Annotated in this window: 16 protein-coding genes; 7 read left to right on the top strand and 9 right to left on the bottom strand. The window is 70.9% G+C overall.

The features are described from left to right. Complete coding sequence (locus tag FH608_RS13915; RefSeq protein ID WP_139630872.1) at window positions 1-615, bottom strand: TetR/AcrR family transcriptional regulator C-terminal domain-containing protein; 615 nt, start codon at window positions 613-615, stop codon at window positions 1-3. 43 nt (window positions 616-658) lie between these two features. Between FH608_RS13915 and FH608_RS13910 the strand changes: the two genes are divergently transcribed. Both FH608_RS13910 and FH608_RS13905 read left to right on the top strand, forming a co-directional pair. Continuing rightward, window positions 659-1,081 carry an ester cyclase gene (locus tag FH608_RS13910; RefSeq protein WP_139630871.1) on the top strand — a complete coding sequence of 141 codons (423 nt, stop codon included), beginning with the start codon at window positions 659-661 and terminating at the stop codon, window positions 1,079-1,081. A 57-nt stretch (window positions 1,082-1,138) separates the two neighbouring features. Further along, window positions 1,139-1,366, top strand: a complete 228-nt coding sequence (locus FH608_RS13905; protein ID WP_139630870.1) for a cell division protein CrgA — start codon at window positions 1,139-1,141, stop codon at window positions 1,364-1,366. Window positions 1,367-1,373: 7 nt separating this feature from the next. On the opposite strand, the gene FH608_RS13900 is transcribed toward FH608_RS13905, so the two are convergent. Genes FH608_RS13900 through FH608_RS13885 form a run of 4 tightly spaced genes read right to left on the bottom strand, consistent with a single transcriptional unit; the run spans window position 1,374 to window position 6,393 of the window. Continuing rightward, the gene (locus FH608_RS13900; RefSeq protein ID WP_139630869.1) at window positions 1,374-2,276 is read right to left on the bottom strand and encodes a carbohydrate ABC transporter permease; all 903 of its coding nucleotides are present in this window, start codon (window positions 2,274-2,276) and stop codon (window positions 1,374-1,376) included. Continuing rightward, window positions 2,273-3,154 (bottom strand): carbohydrate ABC transporter permease, encoded by an 882-nt coding sequence (locus FH608_RS13895; protein ID WP_139630868.1) that lies wholly within the window; start codon window positions 3,152-3,154, stop codon window positions 2,273-2,275. The genes FH608_RS13900 and FH608_RS13895 overlap by 4 nt, the downstream gene beginning before the upstream one ends. Continuing rightward, the gene (locus FH608_RS13890) at window positions 3,154-4,527 is read right to left on the bottom strand and encodes an extracellular solute-binding protein (RefSeq protein ID WP_139630867.1); all 1,374 of its coding nucleotides are present in this window, start codon (window positions 4,525-4,527) and stop codon (window positions 3,154-3,156) included. The genes FH608_RS13895 and FH608_RS13890 overlap by 1 nt, the downstream gene beginning before the upstream one ends. Window positions 4,528-4,539: 12 nt before the next feature. Beyond that, window positions 4,540-6,393 carry a glycoside hydrolase family 127 protein gene (locus FH608_RS13885; protein ID WP_139630866.1) on the bottom strand — a complete coding sequence of 618 codons (1,854 nt, stop codon included), beginning with the start codon at window positions 6,391-6,393 and terminating at the stop codon, window positions 4,540-4,542. Window positions 6,394-6,521: 128 nt separating this feature from the next. Between FH608_RS13885 and FH608_RS13880 the strand changes: the two genes are divergently transcribed. Then, window positions 6,522-7,553 (top strand): LacI family DNA-binding transcriptional regulator, encoded by a 1,032-nt coding sequence (locus tag FH608_RS13880; protein ID WP_139630865.1) that lies wholly within the window; start codon window positions 6,522-6,524, stop codon window positions 7,551-7,553. Between the two features lie 81 nt (window positions 7,554-7,634). After that, window positions 7,635-9,593, top strand: a complete 1,959-nt coding sequence (locus tag FH608_RS13875; protein ID WP_139630864.1) for a putative Ig domain-containing protein — start codon at window positions 7,635-7,637, stop codon at window positions 9,591-9,593. Window positions 9,594-9,656: 63 nt separating this feature from the next. Here FH608_RS13875 and FH608_RS13870 read toward each other — a convergent pair whose 3' ends face one another. Next, window positions 9,657-10,154, bottom strand: a complete 498-nt coding sequence (locus tag FH608_RS13870) for an SgcJ/EcaC family oxidoreductase (protein ID WP_139630863.1) — start codon at window positions 10,152-10,154, stop codon at window positions 9,657-9,659. 36 nt (window positions 10,155-10,190) lie between these two features. After that, window positions 10,191-10,976: an SDR family NAD(P)-dependent oxidoreductase gene (locus FH608_RS13865; RefSeq protein WP_139630862.1), complete on the bottom strand. Its 786-nt coding sequence runs from the start codon at window positions 10,974-10,976 to the stop codon at window positions 10,191-10,193. An 87-nt stretch (window positions 10,977-11,063) separates the two neighbouring features. Here FH608_RS13865 and FH608_RS13860 point away from each other — a divergent pair, with 87 nt between their 5' ends. Next, entirely contained in the window at window positions 11,064-11,918 is an 855-nt protein-coding gene (locus FH608_RS13860; protein WP_139630861.1) for a helix-turn-helix transcriptional regulator, read from the top strand. A 49-nt stretch (window positions 11,919-11,967) separates the two neighbouring features. Here FH608_RS13860 and FH608_RS52660 read toward each other — a convergent pair whose 3' ends face one another. Together FH608_RS52660 and FH608_RS13845 are read right to left on the bottom strand one after the other, a co-directional pair. Next, a complete protein-coding gene (locus FH608_RS52660) occupies window positions 11,968-13,218 on the bottom strand; it encodes a hypothetical protein (RefSeq protein ID WP_226899460.1) in 1,251 nt (416 codons plus the stop codon). A gap of 161 nt (window positions 13,219-13,379) precedes the next feature. Further along, entirely contained in the window at window positions 13,380-14,369 is a 990-nt protein-coding gene (locus FH608_RS13845; RefSeq protein ID WP_139630860.1) for a phosphotransferase family protein, read from the bottom strand. A 186-nt stretch (window positions 14,370-14,555) separates the two neighbouring features. Between FH608_RS13845 and FH608_RS13840 the strand changes: the two genes are divergently transcribed. Together FH608_RS13840 and FH608_RS13835 are read left to right on the top strand one after the other, a co-directional pair. Then, window positions 14,556-16,649 (top strand): glycoside hydrolase family 36 protein, encoded by a 2,094-nt coding sequence (locus FH608_RS13840; protein ID WP_139630859.1) that lies wholly within the window; start codon window positions 14,556-14,558, stop codon window positions 16,647-16,649. Window positions 16,650-16,660: 11 nt separating this feature from the next. Beyond that, window positions 16,661-17,980 (top strand): ABC transporter substrate-binding protein, encoded by a 1,320-nt coding sequence (locus tag FH608_RS13835; protein WP_139630858.1) that lies wholly within the window; start codon window positions 16,661-16,663, stop codon window positions 17,978-17,980.

Here is a 17,980-nt window from a genome sequence, read left to right as displayed (position 1 = left end):
TCATCCGCGTGGCCGGAGGCCAGCCAGCAGGGCGTCCAGGGCGAAGTGGAAGCGCTCCTCGTGGTCCCGCGGCGTTCCGAGACCGGCCGCGAGCGCCCGGGCGAGGACGGGGTGGCGCGCGGGGTCGAGGTCGGGCTCGGGGTCGGGTCCCTCCTGGCCGGGCACCCGGCCCGCCTCGGCGAGCACCTGGCCGATCACGAAGGTCCCGAGCGTCGTGATCACGTGGAGCGCCTCGGAGGCGGTGAAGCCCTCGTCGACCAGCGCCTGGGCGGCGCGTTCCGCGGTCGCCAGCCCGCCGGGGGTGGCCACGGGACGGGCGGCCAGCAGCGGCAGCAGGCCGGGGTGGGCGAGCAGCGCGGAGCGGAACGCGATCGCGAACCCGCGCGCCCACTCCCGCCACGGACCCTGCGGCCGGGTCTCGACGCCGGCCAGCGTGCGCTCGACCAGGCCGTCGAGGACGGCCTCCTTGCTCGGGACGTAGTAGTAGAGCGTCATCGCCTCGACGCCCAGCTCCCTGCCCAGCTTGCGCATCGACAGCGCGGCCACTCCCTCCCTGTCCACCAGGTCGAGCGCCGCGTCCAGCACCTTCTCGGTTGACAGGCCCGCTCTTTTCATACACCGTAAGATAGCGTCTTACAGCGTAAGAGAAGGAGTTCGCGTGAAGACCGTGGTCCGGGATTTCGTCACCGCCGTCAACGAGCGCCGCCTGGCCGACCTGCCCGCCCACGTGGCCGCCGGCGTCGTCGACCACAACAAGATCATTTTTGGCGAGCCCGACGAGCCGGGCGCCGCCTTCGAGGGCATCAGGATGCAGCTGGACGCCTTCGACCCGTTCCACCTGTCGGTGGAGGAGCTGATCGAGGAGGGCGACCGGGTGGTGGCGCGGCTGCTCATGACCGGCCGGCACACCGGCCACCACCCCCGGATGCCCGAGCCGACCATGAGGAGCTTCGTGGTCGAGGCGATCTTCGTCTTCACCATGACGGCCGGGAAGATCAGCGAGATCCGCGCCGTCAGCGACCGGCTGGGCCTCTTCCTCCAGCTGGGCTGGGACTGGCCCGAGGCGGACCAGCGGGTGTAGTGCCGGAATCCGCGACGAGCCGGGACACGGGGGACGCCGCGCCCGTACGATGCTCGGATGACTCCCCTGGCGTGGAAGTTCGTCTGGACGATGGCCGCCTCATGGGTCCTCGGCGTCCTGTGGATCGTCGCCTTCTACCTCGACCCCACCCTCCCGGTCCTCGACGAGCTGGGCAACTGGAATCTCATGGTCGGGTTCGTGCTGCTCGTGGCGGGCGCGGGGTTCGGCGCGGCCGCGCTGGTGGCGACCATGGTGGCGGGGGCGCGCCGCCGAGGCCGCTTCTGACTCCCGGCTAGTTCTTGATGCCGGTCAGCGTGACCCCCTCGATGAAGTAGCGCTGCAGGAAGAAGAAGAGCGCGATGATGGGCGCGATCACGGCCGCCGACGCGGCCATGAGGTAGCCCCACTGGGTGAGGTACATGCTCTGGAACGAGGCCAGCCCCAGCGACAGCGTGTAGTTCTCCTCGCTCTGCAGGTAGAGCAGCGGCCCCAGGAAGTCGTTCCACGTGCCGATGAACGTGAAGATGGTCACCACGATGATCGCCGGCTTGGACAGCGGCATGACGATCGTCCAGAACACCCGCCACGGCGAGGCCCCGTCGATGTAGGCGGCCTCGTCCAGCTCGAACGGGATGGTCAGGAAGAACTGCCGCAGCAGGAAGATGTTGAACACTCCCCCGCCCGCCCCGGCGAACCAGCTGGGCACCGTGAGCGGCGCGATGGTGTCGATCGCGTCGAGCTGCTGCCACATCACGAACGTCGGGATGAGCGTCACCGCGTACGGCAGCATCACGCCGCTCAGCAGCAGCGCGAAGACGACGTTGCGCCCGCGCCAGCGCAGCCGCGAGAAGCTGAACGCCGCCACCGAGCAGGTCAGCACGGTGCCGAGGACGCTGATGACGGCGATGACCAGCGTGTTGAGGAAGTAGCGGCCGAAGGGCTGGGTGGTCAGCGCCTCGGAGAAGTTCGACCACTGGAACGGCGAGGGCAGCCACTGCGGGGGCGAGACGAACATCTGCGCGTCCTGCATGAGCGCGCTGCGCACCAGCCAGACGAACGGCAGCAGGGTCGGGATCGACCCGGCCAGCAGCGCCACGTACAGCAGGATCCGGCCGTACCTGCGCGGTCTGCGCAGCCCCTGGGTGGGGGCCACGCCACGCCGGGCGGTCTTGTCGGGGGTCGCCACGGCGGTCATCGCGCGCCTGCCATCTCGTAGTAGACCCAGCGGCGGGCGTTCCTGAACATCAGGAACGTCACCACCATGATGATCATGAACAGGGTCCAGGCGAGGGCGCTGGCGTAGCCCATCTCGCTCTCGGTGAACGCCTTGCGGAACAGGTAGTAGACGTAGAAGAGGGTGGCGTGGTTGGGGCCGCCCTCGGTCATGACGTACGCCTGGTTGAACACCTGGAAGGTGCCCACGACGCCGACCACCAGGTTGTAGAAGATGGTCGGCGTCATCATCGGCAGCGTCACGTGCCAGAAGCGCCGCCACGCGCCGCCGCCGTCGATCGAGACGGCCTCGTACAGGTGCCTCGGCACGCCCTGCAGCCCGGCCAGGAAGATCACCATGGTGTTGCCGAAGCCCCAGGTGCTCATGATGATCAGCGAGGGGATGGCGGTCGACTCGGCGTAGATCCACTGGGAGCCGGGCAGGCCGCCCTGCCGCAGCAGGGAGTTGAGCAGGCCGAAGTCCGGGTTGAAGATCCAGATCCAGAGCACGACGTTCGCGATGGCCGGGACCAGCGTGGGCAGGTAGAAGATCGTGCGCCAGACGGCCAGGCCGCGCACCTTCTCGTTGAGCAGCATGGCCACGGCGAAGCTGACGATCAGCACGAGCGGGACCGCGCCGAGCGTGTAGTAGGTGGTGGTGCCCAGCGACTTCCAGAACAGCTCGTCGTGGACCATCGTGGTGTAGTTGTCCAGGCCGGTGAAGGACGGCGAGCCGCCGATCGTCCAGTCGGTCAGGCTGAAGAACGCCGAGGCCACCATGGGCCCGATGGTGAAGATGACGAACCCGAGGATGGCGGGCAGCGCCATGAGGATGCCCCAGCGCGTTTCGAGACGGCGCATCAGAGGTCCTGGGTGTGCTGCCAGCCCTGGAGCATGCTGGTGATCTTCGGCGCGGCCGCCTTGAGGATCTCGCCGGCCGGGCGCTTGCCGGTCTCGATCTCCTGCAGGGCCGGGGTCAGCACGTCGCTGGAGATGGAGGACATGTTCTTGACGCGGTTGCCGAACACGGGCACGCCGTGGTCGCGGGCGTAGTCCACGACGGCGGTGCGGAACTCCGGCGGGTGCAGGTCGTTCTTGGTCCAGGAGTCGATGGCCGCCTGGTCCTCGTAGTACTTCTTCTCCTGCGGCATCCACAGGCCCTTGGCGAACAGGTCGACGTAGCGCGGGTCGTTGTGGAAGGCGAACAGCTCGACCGCCTCCTGCTCGTGCTTGCCGCCCGCGAACACCGCCGACGCCCCTGCCACCTGGGTGGAGGTGAACGGCTCCGCGTACTTGGGCAGCACGCCGATGCCGTAGTCGACCTTGCTCTCGTTCATGTCGAGCAGGCTCCAGTGGCCGTCCACCACCATGGCCACCCGCTTGGTCTTGAGCAGGATGTTCGTGCCCGGCACGTCGTCGCCGGTCGCGGCGAGCTGGCCAGGACCGGGGGCGACGCGGTGCTTGTAGATGAGGTCCTGCAGGTTCTGGAACACCTCGATGGCCTCGGGCGTGTCCAGCAGGCACTTCTTGCCGGCCTCGTCGGCGAAGTCGACGCCGTTGCTGCGCAGGAAGCCGTACCAGGCGGCCCCGTAGGTGATGCTGCTGGAGATGCCGAACTGCTTGATCTGCTTGGGGTCGAAGCCCGGCTCGTCCGGGTGCTTGCCGTTCTGGTCGACGGTCAGCTTGTAGGCGGTCTCGACGAGCTGGTCCCACGTCCACGCGGAGGCGGCGTCGGCCGGCGGCGGCGTGACGCCGGCCGCCGCGATGGCGGACTTGCTGTACCAGAGCAGCTCGATCTCGTTGGCCGTGGCGACGCCGTGCAGGTTGTCCTGGCCGCTCCACAGGTACGCGTCCGGCAGATATCCGGCCAACTGCGGATATTTCTTCAAATAGGGGAACAGGTTGACCAGCTTGCCCTGCTCGCCCAGCCGGAACGACATCGCCAGCGGCACGTAGCCGACGTCCGGCAGCCGGTTGCTGGCCACCAGCGTGTTGAGCTTCACGTCGTACTCGTCGGGCGTGTAGAGCGGCTTGACCGTCACGCCGGAGTGCTTCTGCTGGTACTGCTTGAGCATCCGCTCGACGGCCGCCTTCTCGAACGTCGAGCCCCAGTACATGAACTGCAGCTCCACGTCCCCGCCCGAGCCGGAGCCCGAGCCGGAACCGCCGCAGGCCGCCGCCGAGGCGCCGAGGGCGGCCAGCCCGCCCAGCTTCAACAGGTCGCGTCTTCTCATCCGCGTCTTTCCTTACGCGAGGGGGATCCAGACCCGCATCGCGCCGCCGTCGCGGTTGTCCCACTGGAAGTAGGGGACGGCGGTCGCGGTCACGCCGGTGCTGGTCGCCAGGGGTTTCGTGGTGTACGGCAGGCCGCCGCGCGGCTGGTGCACGGCGACGGCGTCGGTTTCGATCAGTACGGTGCGGCCGACTCCCCCGAGGTCGGCCACGGGCTTGACCCGCAGCGGGGGCTGCGGGTCGAGAGCGAGCTCGGCCACGTCCACGCCTTCGGGCTGGTCGGCCTGCTCGAAGCAGTAGACGAGCGGGCCGCGCTCCAGCGCCACGCAGCCGCGGACGGCGTCGATCGCGTGGTGCGGGTAGCTGAGCCGGGGCGTCATGTCCAGCCGCAGCTCCACCGTGTCGCCGCGCTGCCAGTCGCGACGGATACGGAAATATCCGTCGTGGGCCGCCCGGGCCGGGCGGTCGTCGACGTACGTGGTCTCGCTCCAGGCGGGGATGCGCAGGGCGAGCTCCCACTCGCCCGCCTCCTCCACCGTGACGCGGACGAGGCCGTCCCACGGGTAGTCGGTCTCGACGCGCACCTTCCCCGCGACGGTCCCCGGCACGTACTGGTGCAGTTGGAGGCCGGAGTCGCCGGTGGTGGCCACGTACGAGCCGAGCGAGGCGACCAGGCGCATGATGTTCGGCGGGCAGCAGGCGCACGCGAACCACTCCCTGCGCCGCCCGAGGTAGGCGTCCTCGACGAGGTCGTCGCGGCGCTGCAGCGGGTTGACGTAGAAGAAGCGCAGGCCGTCGGCCGAGGTGGAGGCGGCGAAGGCGTTGTAGAGCGTGCGCTCGATGAGGTCGGCGTGCCGGCCGTGACCGGTCGCCAGCAGCAGCCGCCAGTTCCAGTGGACGCTCGCGATGGCGGCGCAGCTCTCGCTGTAGGCGCGGTCGGGCGGCAGCTCGTACCGCTCGCCGAACGCCTCGCCGTCGTGGCGCGAGCCGAGGCCGCCCGTGATGTAGGTCTTGGTGGCGACCATGTCCTCCCAGCGGCGCAGCGAGCACTCCAGCAGAGACTCGTCGCCGGTCTCCAGGTAGACGTCGACGACGCCGGCCTCCAGGTAGAGCTGGCGCACCGCGTGCCCGACCGCGGTGTCGGCCTCGCGCACCGGCAGGTGGTCCTGGGCGTAGAGCATGCCCATGCCGCTGTCCTTGATGAGGCCCTTGCCGCGGTTGTCGATCAGCTTGACGGCCAGGTCGAGGTAGGAGCGCTCGCCGGTCAGCCGGTAGAGCTCGACCAGGGCGGTCTCGACCTCCGCGTGGCCGTCGATGCCGTCGTTCCCGCCGGTCAGGAACACCTCGACCAGGTGGTCGGCCAGGCGACGGGCGACCTCCACCACGCCCTGCCCGATCCCGGCGCGGGCGGCGGCCACCGCCGCCTGGAACAGGTGGCCCGCGCAGTACATCTCGTGGCTGTACTCGAGCTCGGCGTAGATCTTGTCCGGCTTGACGACCTGGTAGTGCGAGTTGAGGTAGCCGTCAGCCCGCTGGGCCTTGCTCAGCACAGCCGCCGCCTCGTCGGCGAACCGCGCGTACCCGCTCTCGGGGGCGCGGACGTGCTCCCAGGCGATCGCCTCCAGCTGCTTGTAGAGGTCGGAGTCCTGGAACCGGTAGCCCTGGAACGGCCCCTCGCCCTCTCCCCCGGCCCTGCGGAGGTTGGGCAGCGCGCCGGAGCTCTCCATCTGCTCCAGGCCCAGCGGGATGCTGGCCTCGTGGTTGATCCGCTGCCAGCGCGCGAACGGGCCACCGGTGATGTCGACGTCGCGGATGCCGACCGGCCGCCACACTGCCCGGCCGGAGGGATCGACGGGACTTTGCTGCATCAAGCTCCTTAGACTCCGTGGGAAAACCGTGGGAATAGGTTTTCTCATCCGGAGGGTAAGGTGTGATACATCACAGGTCAAGGGGACGCGCGTTGCGCGTTATGGTGTGACCGCGAAAGGGGACTCGGTTGGCCAGCCCTTCCGATGGGACAACGAAAACCGTCACGATCAGAGACGTCGCGGCGGCCGCCGACGTGTCGATCGGCACCGCCTCCAAGGCGCTCAACGGGCGCGGCCGGATGCGCGTCGAGACCCGCGACCGGGTGCTGGCCGCCGCCGAGCGGCTCGGCTTCCGGCCCAACCCGCTCGCCCAGGGCCTGCTCGCCGGGCGCACGTACACGGTGGGCCTGGTCACGGGCGACAGCTTCGGCCGCTTCAGCATCCCGGTGATGCTGGGCGCCGAGGACGCGCTGGGCGCCGGGCAGATCTCGGTGTTCATGTGCGACACCCGCGACGACCCGATCAGGGAGCGCCACTACGTCGAGCGCCTGCTGGCCAGGCGCGTCGAGGGCATCATCGTCACCGGGCGGCGCACGGAGCCCCGGCCGGGCATCGGCCGCGACCTGCCCGTCCCGGTCGTCTACGCCATGACGCAGTCCACGGACGACTCCGACGTGTCGATCATCCCGGACGATGAGGGCGGCGGGGCGCTGGCCGCGCGCCACCTCATGGCGACGGGCCGCACCCGCATCGGCCACGTCACGGGCCCGCAGCGCTTCGAGGCGGCCCGCCGCCGCGCCCAGGGGATGACCACCGCCCTGGCCTCCGCCGGGCTCTCGCCCGCCGGCGAGATCCTCTACGGGCAGTGGAGCGAGGAGTGGGGCCGGCAGGGGGCCGACGTGCTGCTGCACGAGTCACCCGACGTGGACGCCATCTTCTGCGGCAGCGACCAGATCGCGCGGGGGGTGGCCGAGACGCTGCGCGAGCGGGGGCGGCGGGTCCCGGAGGACGTGGCACTGGTGGGGTTCGACAACTGGGAGCCGATGGCGCTGGGCTGCCGCCCGCCGCTGACGACCGTGGACATGAACCTCGGGGAGATCGGGCGCCTGGCGGCCCGCCACCTGCTGGACGCGATCGCGGGCGACCCGGCGCCCGGCGGCCTCACGATCGTCCCGGCCAGCCTGGTGCTGCGCGAGTCCACCCGCCGCGCCACCCCCTGACGACCGGGGTTGACCGGTGCTGTGTAACACCTTACTGTGCGCCTGGGAAAACCTATTCCCAACCCCCTCAAAGGAGTCCCGATGGACCGAGGACGCCGCCACGCCCCCAGAGCCGCCAGGGGCGTCAGGCGCATCACCGTAGCGGCGGTCGTACTAGCCTCCTTACTCGGCGGCGTGCAGCACCAGGCGCACGCCGCATCCACCGCCACGGTGGTCGACATGTTCGGCAGGACCGTCAACGACTACGGCGTCAAGCTGGTCGACTGGCAGGGCTACCTGGCCAATCCGTACGTCGAGCTCACCGTCAAGCCCCCGGCCGACGCCCGTTACCCCGTCACCATCGACCTCAAGGCCGAGGGCACGTCCAGGCTCATGATGGACCTGCCCAGCCGGTTGACCGCCACCGGCGCGACCAAGACCCTCACCTTCGCCGCCGCGAGCGAGCAGAAGCCGTTCCGCCTCGCGATCCACTCCAAGCGCGGCCCCGGCCAGGATGAAAGTTACACGCTCAAACTGAACATCCGGGACGCGTCCGGCACCACGACCCAGCAGCAGCTGCCGATCCGGGTGCAGCAGGACGAGAAGACCGCGCTGCAGCCCAGCCTGCCGATCACCTTCGACTACCGCTACGACACCATCACCGGCTACTTCGGCGACCCCGACTTCAGGAACGCCGCCGAGGAGGCGGTCAAGGACTGGTTCCGGTTCTTCGACATGCAGCCGTTCGACACCGTGGCGGCCGGCGCGGAGTCCAACCACCTGCCGGGCAACGACTGGCAGAACAGCATCAACGTCACCAACGCCTCCGCCTACAACGGGATGTACGTGTTCTTCCGCGGCATCCAGACCCCGTACTCGACCGGCTACCCCGCCGCCAACGGCCGCTACAGCACCCGGGGCGGCCAGCAGGTCGCGGGCCCGCTGCACCGCTCGACGGCGATGATCTTCGAGTACGACGAGGCGAACAAGCAGCTCTTCACCTCCCTCGCCGACGAGGACTGGTACAAGACCGACATCGCGGGCTCGGTGCTCGACGTGCACGGCCTGGTCATGCACGAGTACGGCCACGCCGTCGCCTACCACAGCGACTGGGCCGGCATGCGCGCCTACGTCCAGTCGGGCGGCAACGACCCCGACGTGGTGGCGTACCAGGGCTACCCGGTGCCGCTCGACAGCAGCTACCACATCCCGGGCGACCAGCGGTACTGGGACCGGCTGAGCGGGCAGAACGGCGGCTGGACCCACATGTTCCCCACCCGCCGGTGGATGCTCACCAAGCTGGCGCTGCTGGTCGCGGAGAACGCCGGGTGGAAGCTCAACCGCAACCTGACGCCGTTCCTGCCGCCGTCCATCGTCACGACCTCCCTGCCGGCGGCCACCCCCGGCACCGCCTACAGCCAGACGCTCCAGGCCAAGGGCGGCGTGCCGTTCTACGACTGGCGGGTGACCGGCGGCTCCCTGCCGGCGGGCCTCACGCTCGACCGGTTCACCGGGACGATCAGCGGCACGCCGGCCGCGCCGGGCACGTCCACGTTCACCGTCCAGCTCAGGGACTACGACACGATGAGCACGCCGGTGACCAGGACCTACCAGCTGACGGTCGGCAGCGGCGGCGGCACCTCCACCAACGTGGCCGGCAGCGCGACGCCGTCCGCGTCCTACACCTCCCCCTGGGAGAGCGTGGCCGCGATCAACGACGGCATCGACCCGCCCCGCTCCAACGACACCACCAACCCCCGCTGGGGCACCTGGCCCAACACCGGCACCCAATGGGCCGAACTCACCTGGCCCTCCACCCAGCAACTCACCAGCGCCGACATCTACTTCTTCGACGACAACGGCGGAGTCCGCCTGCCCGCCTCCTGGAAACTCCAGTACTGGAACGGCAGCGCCTACACCGACATCCCCGCCTCGTATCCGACCGCGCTGAACGCCTACAACCACGTCACGTTCGACCCGGTCAGCACCACACGGCTGCGCGTCGTGCTGCAGAGCGGCCAGGCATCCGTGGGGCTGCTCGAAGTCAAGGCCAACACCTAGCGAGGGCCACCCCGCCGCGTTCGGCGCGCCGTCCACCCCGGCCGGCGCGCCGTCCGCCCCGGGTCAGTCGCTGCCGGAGGCCCCGCGCGGCAGCCCGCTCAGCTCCTCGGTGTGCTGCTCGACCAGCTCGGGCCGGCCATGGTACTGCGCGGGGGTGTTCTGGAACAGCACCACCCGCCACGTTCCCGACCCGTTCTGGTTTGACCCGCTCTGGGCGACCAGCGACTGCACGGCGTTCGCGGCGGGATTCAGCTCGGTCCGCCCCGGCGGGACCATCCCGGCGATGGCCCGCAGCAGGACCACCCCCTCGGCCAGCGCCCGCACCTCGCGCACCTTGTACACGTACGGCGCGGTGGGGTGGTCGGCGAAGATCGGCGCCAGATGACCCTCGACGTCCGATCCCGCCACCTGGCTGCCGTCGAAGCCGACCATCGCGCCGGCGGGGTCGAACAGCGCCGCCATTCCCGCGGCGTCACGCCGGTTCCACGCACCGATCAGATCCTCGTACAGCTCCAGCGCCGCCGCCTCGGCCTGCTTCCGGTGTTCCGTCGTCTCAGACATGCCTCCCATGATGGCAGCGGCCCGGGCTCCCCCATTTCAGGCGCCGGCGCCGCCGTCCACCGGCACGATCGCGCCTGTCACCATCGAGGCCCGGTCGCTCAGCAGCCACGCGGCCGCCTCGGCGACCTCGCGGGACTCGGCCATCCGCCCCAGCGGGATCGACGACGTCACCCGCTCCACGATGCCGGGGGTCGCCGCCTCCCACGCGTCTATCATCGCCGTGGCGGTGCCGCCGGGGGTGATGCCGTTCACCCGGATGCCGTCACGCGCCCAGCTCACCGCGGCGGTCTCGGTGATGCTGTTGAGCGCGCGCTTCATGGCGCCGTACGCGGGCAGGGCCGGGTTCGCGCGGCGGCTGCCGATGCTGGAGGTGTTGACGATGGCCCCGCCGCCGTTGCGCCGCATGAGTGCGGCCTCGGCGGTCATGGCCGTCCAGTGCGCGCGGAAGTTCACGGCGAACTGCTCGTCGATGTCCTCCTCGGTCGTGGTGTCGAGCGGGCCGGGCCGCCGCTGGATGGCAGCGCCGTTGTTGAAGGCGCCGTCGAGCCGTCCGTGCAGCTTCTCGACGTGGTCGACGGCGGCGCGGACGCTCGCGCGGTCGGCCAGGTCGAGGGGGACGGCGTCGGCGACGCCGCCGCCGGCACGGATCTCGGTGACGATCTCCTGGAGGGCGTCGGTGCCGCGGGCGGCGAGCACGACGGCCGCGCCCTCCCGAGCGAAGAGCCGGGCCGCGGCCGCGCCGATGCCGCGGCTGGCTCCGGTGATGAACACGACCTTGCCGGCGAGCAGGCCGATGGGTGCGATGTCGATGTCGTACGTCATGCCGACAGTGTCCGGCCGGACTCCGGGCCGGATGCAGGCACAGACGGTACCAGGATGCGCCGCCGCGCGGCGTGCAGACTGGGTGCCATGGACAAGCAGGAACTCGGGGCGTTCCTCCGCAGCCGCCGCGAGCGGCTCCGGCCGGAGGACGCCGGACTCCCCTCGGGCCCGCGACGCCGGACACCGGGGCTTCGCCGCGAGGAGGTGGCGGTCCTCGCGCACATCTCCACGGAGTACTACGTGCGGCTCGAACAGGGCCGGGCTCCGCGGCCGTCGGGCGAGGTCCTCGCCGGGATCGCGGGCGCGCTGCGGCTCACGGACGCCGAGTCCGACCACCTCCACGTCCTCGCGGGCACGGCGCCGACCCGTACCGGGCTGCACCGGCGCGACGTCCGCCCGAGCATCCTCACGCTCATCGAGCGGCTGCCGCAGACCGCCGCCTTCGTGACCTCCGCCGCGTTCGAGGTGCTCGCGTGGAACGACCTCGCGGCCGCGCTCATGGAGGACTTCGGCGAGCTCGCGCCTGAAGAGCGCAACCTCGCGCGCCGGGCCTTCCTCGACCCGCCGCGCGCCGGCGCCACGCTGTACGGGATCTCCGACGCCGCCGAGTTCCGGCACCACGTCGTCATGCAGCTGCGCTCCACCCTCGCCCGCTACCCCACCGACCCCGCCGTGACCGGCCTCGTCGACGAGCTCCGCGAGGGCAGCCCCGACTTCGCCCGGCTGTGGGACCGGCACGACGTGCAGGCCGCGCCGATGCTCACCAAGACGTTCCGCCACCCGGTCGTCGGGGAGGTCACCGTCGACTGCGACGCGCTCGCGCTCACGGACCGCGACCAGCACCTCATCCTCTACACCGCGCCGCCGGGATCCCCTGACGCCGAGGCCCTGGCCCTGCTGAACGTCCTGGGCGCCGACGCCGGCGGTTACCTGGCCCGGTAGCGACGCGCCGGAGGGCGACGGGCGACCCCGCCGCCCTCCATGGCGTCCGTCAGTAGCCGTAGCGGCTCTTCAGGTGCCGCCACCAGTCCCGGAACATCCACTTGTCGAAATCGGTGATGTACGCCGCGCTGCCCGCCTTCATCAGGAAGCAGCACACGCCCGTCGGAGTCCAGTCGTAGAAGTCGTCCAGGCCGAAGGAATGCCCCATCTCATGCAGGAGGATGTGGATGTTGTCGGCGTTGAGGTTCGACATGTAGTACTCGCTGCCGATCCGCTGCCCCCAGTCGCCCCCCGCTCCCCCGCCGAACCCGGCGGTCAGCCACAGCGACATGTCGTAGTGGTGCGAGGCGCCGCCCGGGCAGTTGGGGTAGTTGCCGCTCTGGTTGAAGAAGCGGCCGCAGGGCTCGGCGCACTGGGGGGCGTTCTCCCGGATGTCGTTGACGTAGATGTCCACCGAGCTGTCGCTCCACTGCAGCTGCGCCCGGTCACGCACGGCCCAGCCGACCACCTTGACCGGCACGTTCGCGTACGGCCAGCCGTTGTGGCCGGCCATGACGTCCATCCACTTCTTGAACTGTCGGGCCAGCGCGGCGTGGATCTGGTCGCGCTGCGCGGCCGTCACGGTGGCGGTGGTGTCCCAGCGGACGCAGTAGTTGATCGAGCCGCCGTTGGCCATGACCTGGTCCCAGGCGTAGTTGCGGAACCCGTACAGGTCGGGGTACGTGCTCTCGACGTGCTGCCAGACCTCGTTGAGCGGGGTGACCAGGCTGGCCGGCGGGTTCCAGCCGCTCGTGCCGCCGCCGGAGCCGGGGGCGTACGCCTTGACCTCGAGCAGCCCCACCGACGCCTGCCCGCTCACCAGCACGACCCGCAGGCGCGTGGTGCTGACCTGCGCGAAGCTCGCCTTGTTGTAGGCGTTCACGGCCACGGGGTACGAGGCGGCGATGTCGGTGTAGGCGCTGCCGTTCCAGTACTGGAGTTTCCAGGAGGCGGGCAGGCGGACTCCGCCGTTGTCGTCGAAGAAGTAGATGTCGGCGCTGGTGAGTTGCTGGGTGGAGGGCCAGGTGAGTTCGGCCCATTGGGTGCCGGTGTTGGGCCAGGTGCCCCAGCGGGGGTTGGTGGTGTCGTTGGAGCGGGGCGGGTCGATGCCGTCGTTGATCGCGGCCACGCTCTCCCAGGGGGAGGTGTAGGACGCGGACGGCGTCGCGCTGCCGGCCACGTTCGTGTCGGCCAGGGCGTTCCGGACGGGTAAGAGCAGCGTGAGCAGCAACAGCAGGGGCAGGACGGCCAGACGTTTCATACGGCACCTCTGGTTTGTTAGCGCTAACACAACGGGGCGCGCCCTTCGGGAACCGCGTTCGCATTGATGGCACGAGCCGGATCCCGCGTCAAACCCGGCCCCGGGCGCGTGGCGCCGACCTGGAGGTTCGCGCTGAAACTTTCACCCCCAGACGGCCCGGCTCATCCGCGCAGGCCGGCCAGCAGCGCCCGCACCTCGTCGTAGCTGTCGCGGACCCCGTCTGCGTTGCCCAGCCGGTGGCGCTCCAGCCGCACCGCGCCGACGTGCCGGGCGTGGTAGATCCGCGCCCGGAGCCCGGCGGAAGGCGACCCGTCCGGCGCTCCATAGGTCTCCCAGAAGGCGTCGCGCTCGGTGCCCGGCCTGGCCAGCGCCATCCGGATGGTCCAGTCCGCGGCGGGATCGCCCCACCACGTGCGATCCAGGTCGAGCACCCCGCTGATCGTCGGCTCGGGCGCGCCGTCGGCCAGCATGACGTTCACGGTCCACAGATCGCCTGCCAGCATGCGCGGCTCGGTGACCTCGTCGAGGGCGGCGCGCCGCCGGTCGGCCACCGCGGCGACCTCCCGCAGGTCGGCGGCGTCCAGGCCGGCGCCCTCCAGGTCCGCCGCGATCCGCCCCAGCGCCACGACGATCGCCTCGCTCCAGGTGGCGTGGCCGGGGCCGGCGACCGGGCCGAAGCGGGGACCGCGGATGTCGTGCACCCGCCGGGCGATGTCACCCAGCTGCCGGAAGAATCCCCGCCACGCCGGCCGCGGATAGCCGCCGAGCCGCTCGGGGGCGGGCACCCCGTCCAGCAGGCTCTGGATCATCCAGTCCCGGCCGATCAGCTCGTGCGTGAAGTCCGCGGCGAGGACCCGCGGCATGAGGGGCGCTATCGAGGTGAGGTACGGCACGCTCGCGTACTCGTTGCGCATCAGCTCCCGCTCGGACGAGAACTGCCGCCCCGGCTCCGGCGCCACGCGCAGCACGACGGGCCGCCCCTCGCCGAGGTCGATCCGGTACGTGGTGTTGTACATCCCCAGGCCCAGCTCCACGGCGGAGACCACCCGCGTGCCCGGCCCGAACGCCCGCCGGCACACCGCGGCGATCTCCTCGGCCGTCAGCGGCTCCTGGAACGCCCCCGCGGCCCGCTGGATGCCCTGGAACTCCACGTGCTCCCCCTTGACCGGCGCCCTGATCGGATCAGCCGGGGCACCCTACCAGCGGCGGGGGGCGGCGGGTCAGCGGTAACAACCTCGTAACAGGGTCTTTTCCTGCGGCATGTGAGCGGTCACACTCATGCTTCAAGGAAATGTGACCGGTCACATCGGGGTGTGGCCGCGCGGCAAGGGAGATCCATGAACACCAGCGTCGTCTGGGGCCACCCGAGCCTTCGGGTCGTGCTCGACGTCTCACCCGACGGCCCGGTCGGCGTGCGGTCGCTGTCCCGGGGCGACGCCGCCACCGCGCACCGGCCGAGGGCGACGCAGCCGCTGGTGGAACTGCTGCTCCCGGGCACCGGCCGGGCGCGCGCCTCGCACCGCTTCTCGCGGACGGCCGTCGGCGAGCGCCTCGCCTACCGGGGCTGCGAGCAGCGCACGGACGGCCCGTGGCACGTGCTGCGGGTGCACCTGCACGACGCGGGGAGCGGGCTGGACGCCGAGGTGTTCCTGCGCTCGGTCGACGGGGTGGCCGCGTTCCAGGCGTGGACGAAGGTGACGAACCGCGGCCAGGAGCCCGCGCTGCTGCTGGGCGTCACGTCGTTCGCCGCGGCGTTCGCGGCGCCGGTGGACTCCGTCGACGTGGTGCGGGCCGACAGCGAGTGGCTGGGCGAGAGCCGCTGGGTGCGCGAGCCGCTGCGGGAGCAGTCCGTACCGGATCTGCGCCTGGCCGCGCACGGCCAGGACGGGCGCGGCCGGCTCGCGGTCACGAGCACGGGCACCTGGTCGACCGGCGGCCACCTGCCCACGGGCGGGCTGATCGACCGGGACGGCGGGCAGGCGTGGCTGTGGCAGGTCGAGCACAACGGCCCGTGGCGCTGGGAGGTCGGCGAGCGGCTGGACGACCCGTACGTCGCGCTGCTCGGCCCGACCGACATCGACCACCAGTGGCAGCACCGGCTCGCCCCCGGCGAGTCGTTCACCACGGTGCCGGTCTCGGTCGCGGTGTCCGGCGCCGGCCTGGAGGGCGCGGCCGAGGCGCTGACCGCGCACCGCCGGGCGATCGTGCGCCCGCACCCCGACCGGGAGCGGCTGCCACTCGTGTTCAACGACTACATGAACACGCTGTCGGGCGACCCGACCACGGCCAAGCTGCTGCCGCTGATCGACGCGGCGGCCTCCGTGGGGGCCGAGGTGTTCTGCGTGGACGCCGGCTGGTACGACGACGGCGGCACCTGGTGGGACAGCGTCGGCGAGTGGCAGCCGTCGCAGACCCGCTTCCCGCACGGCATCGAGGAGGTGCTCGGCCGCATCAGGGAGCACGGCATGGTGCCGGGCCTGTGGCTGGAGCCGGAGGTGATCGGGGTGCGCAGCCCCATGGCCGACAAGCTGCCGCCGGAGGCGTTCCTGCAGCGCGGCGGGGTGCGCCTGGTCGAGCACGGCCGCTACCACCTCGACCTGCGCCACCCCCGCGCGGTCGCGCATCTGGACCAGGTGGTGGACCGGCTGGTGGAGGAGCTGGGCGTCGGCTACTTCAAGCTCGACTACAACATCGACCCGGGCGCGGGCACCGACCTGGACGCCGACAGCGCCGGTGACGGGCTGCTGGCCTGCAACCGGGCGCACCTGGCCTGGCTGGAGGGCGTGCTGGCGCGCCACCCGGGGCTGACCCTGGAGAACTGCGCGTCGGGCGCCATGCGCATGGACTACGCGATGCTGTCCAGGCTGCAGTTGCAGTCCACCAGCGACCAGGAGGACTTCCGCCTCTACCCGCCGATCGCGGTGTCGGCGCCGATGTCGGTGCTGCCGGAGCAGTCGGCGAGCTGGGCGTACCCGCAGCCCGGCATGTCGGACGAGGAGATCGCCTTCACGCTCTGCACCGGCCTGCTGGGGCGGCTCTACCTGTCCGGCCACCTGGACGGGATGAGCGCCGCGCAGCTCGACTCCGTCCGCGACGCCGTACGCGCCCACCAGGAGATCCGCGCGGACCTGACCCGCGCGACCCCGCTGTGGCCGCTCGGGCTGCCGCGCTGGGACGACCGCACGCTCGCGCTGGGGCTGCGGGCCGGCGACGTCACATACGCTGGCGTCTGGCGGCGCGACGGCGAGCGGACCGCACGGCTCGACCTGCCCCACCTGGCGGGCCACGACGTCGAGATCGACGTCCTCTACCCGCGGCACCTGCCGGAATGGGACCGCCACTGGCAGCCCGGCACCGGCGTGCTGACGCTCACGTCCCGCGGCGAGGAGCCCTTCTCCGCCCGGATCCTCCGCATCCGCACCGCCCAATGAAAGAGACCAGCATGAAGACGAAATGGACGGCGGCCGCCGCCGCGGCGGCGCTCACGCTCGGGCTCGCCGCGTGCAGCGACCCCTCTGTCGAGACCTCCTCCGCCGCGCCCACCGCCCCCGCGGCGTGGCCCGACCCGACCGCCAAGCTCGACGGCGTGAAGCTGACGATCTGGGCCGCGCAGAACAGCAACACCGTGCCCAAGCAGGTCATCGCCGGTTTCCAGCAGGCGACGGGCGCGCAGGTCGAGGTCGTGACCATCCCGGACCCGTACGAGCAGGGCATCCAGACCAAGGTGGCCACCGGCGACAAGCCGGACCTGGCGTTCTGGCAGCCGACCGCGTCCATGCTGACCGCGATCAACGCCAGGACCAACCTCCAGCCGCTCACCGACGCGCCGTGGCTGTCGCAGCTGTCGCCGGACCTGAAGGACATCACCGGCATCCTGGACGGCACCCGGTACGCGGCCCTCATCACGAGCCCCGCCGTGGAAGGCGTCTACTACAACAAGGAGGTGTTCGCCGCCAACGGCATCACCGGGACGCCCAAGAACTTCGACGAGATGGTGGAGGTGGGGCGCAAGCTCAAGGCCAAGGGCGTCACGCCGTTCTTCGAGATGGCCGGCGACAAGTGGGCGACCCAGTGGTGGGTGCAGGTGCAGCTCGCCGACGCGGCCAAGGACGGCCTGTGGGAGCGGATCAACACCGGCAAGGAGAAGTTCACCGACCCGACCGTGGTCGGGGCGATCAAGACGTACAAGTCGCTGATCGACGAGGGGCTGTTCAACTCCGACATCAAGACCGCGAAGTTCGAGGACCAGGGCGCGGCGCTGCTGTCCGGCAAGGCCGCCATGGCCGTGCAGGTGAACTCGTTCTTCGGGCAGCTGCAGGCCACCGCCGACACCGAGACGCTGAACAAGAAGATCGGCTTCTTCCCGATCTCGCCGTCGGGGAACGTCGGCACGTTCATCCCCGACCAGTCCAACGCGCTGGTGGCGTTCAGGACGGGCGACGCCGGGCGGGAGGCCGCAGCGCGGCAGCTCCTGGCGTACTGGATGGGGCCCGGCTACAAGGACTTCGTCGCCGACCGCGAGACCGTCTCGCTGGAGCCGTCCGTGCCGAGCCCGGCGGGCGTGCCGCAGGCGCTGCTCGACGTGCACGCCGCGCTGCCGGAGGCCGTCGGGTCCATGCAGGCGCTGGCGGTGGCCAACCCGGACCTGTACCTGAACCTGGCCGACATGATCAACGGGACCATGACGCCGGAGAAGGTCGCCGCGGCGACACAGGACCAGTTCGAGCAGCTCGCCAAGGCGGCCGGGGCAAGCGGATTCTGA

The organism is Nonomuraea phyllanthi (assembly GCF_006334985.2).
Lineage (GTDB): Bacteria > Actinomycetota > Actinomycetes > Streptosporangiales > Streptosporangiaceae > Nonomuraea > Nonomuraea phyllanthi.
The sequence above is the reverse complement of the archived record's forward strand: the minus strand, read 5'-3'. Positions and strand labels throughout refer to the sequence as shown.